Origin of the sequence: Aureispira sp. CCB-QB1, from assembly GCF_000724545.1 — a bacterium.
In the GTDB taxonomy this organism is placed as follows: Bacteria; Bacteroidota; Bacteroidia; order Chitinophagales; family Saprospiraceae; genus Aureispira.
Genome location: NZ_JHBV01000073.1, coordinates 1 through 911 on the forward strand (window position 1 = coordinate 1; position 911 = coordinate 911).

The window sequence follows — 911 nt, forward strand, 5'->3', positions numbered from 1 at the left end:
AATCTTGTCCTGGGCACAATTCTAGGCTACATTTAGCCGACACAGAGTAGTAATAAACCTAGCAAATATCGCTGTTTCAGCTAATTTATTACTACTCTTTTTTTTGTTACTCATTTGTTACTCCTACTGCTCTCAGATACTCTCTACACAGGTTAACATTTCTTTTTGTTACCCATTTGTTACCTTTTTTAGAACGCTTTTTGCTTCACGTTTCTAAAAAAGAAATTCAAATGATTCAATTTAGCTTAATTTACAACTTCAAGAAAAAACTTCGTAAAGATGGTACCGCTACCATTCACATCAGAGCCTATCTAGATGGAAAACGAAAATACATTTCTACCAAAATCCACGTCAAGCCCCAACAGTGGAGCAAACGACTATCCAAAGTCATTGACCACCCCAATGCTGCAACCTACAATGCCGAAATTCAACGGCAAATCAACGAGCTGGAGAACTATGCCTACGATTGGGTAAGAAAACACGATGCCATTACCCTCAATCAATTGGATGCTTATTTTAAATACGAGGACAACGGTTCTTTTACCGAGTTTTGGAAATACGAATTGACCAACGATACCAAATTAGAAAAGGAAACCAAGAAAAAACACAAAACGGCATTGAATTATTGGACCAAATTTAAAAAAGATGTCCAGTTTTCTGAGTTGACTTACAACCTCATTCGAGACTTTGACACCTTTTTGTACCAACACCAACTCCACACCAACACGGTTTACACCCACCACAAACAAGTAAGAAAGTACATCAATTTGGCCATCAGGAGTGACTTGTTGGAAATGAATCAAAATCCTTATCTAAAATTTACGCCCAAATTGGTGCCAACAGAGCGAACGGTACTCACTGTTGACGAAGTCCAACAAATAGAAGCCTTGACCTTTTCTAAAGAGGAGTTT

The 911-nt window shown here is 37.9% G+C and carries 1 protein-coding gene; it reads left to right on the forward strand.

The genetic code is table 11. The annotated features are described in order from the left end of the window. Positions 1-230: 230 nt before the first annotated feature. Positions 231-911 (forward strand): phage integrase SAM-like domain-containing protein (locus tag CG11_RS26200; protein WP_197043959.1); only part of this gene is annotated, 681 nt, incomplete at its 3' end.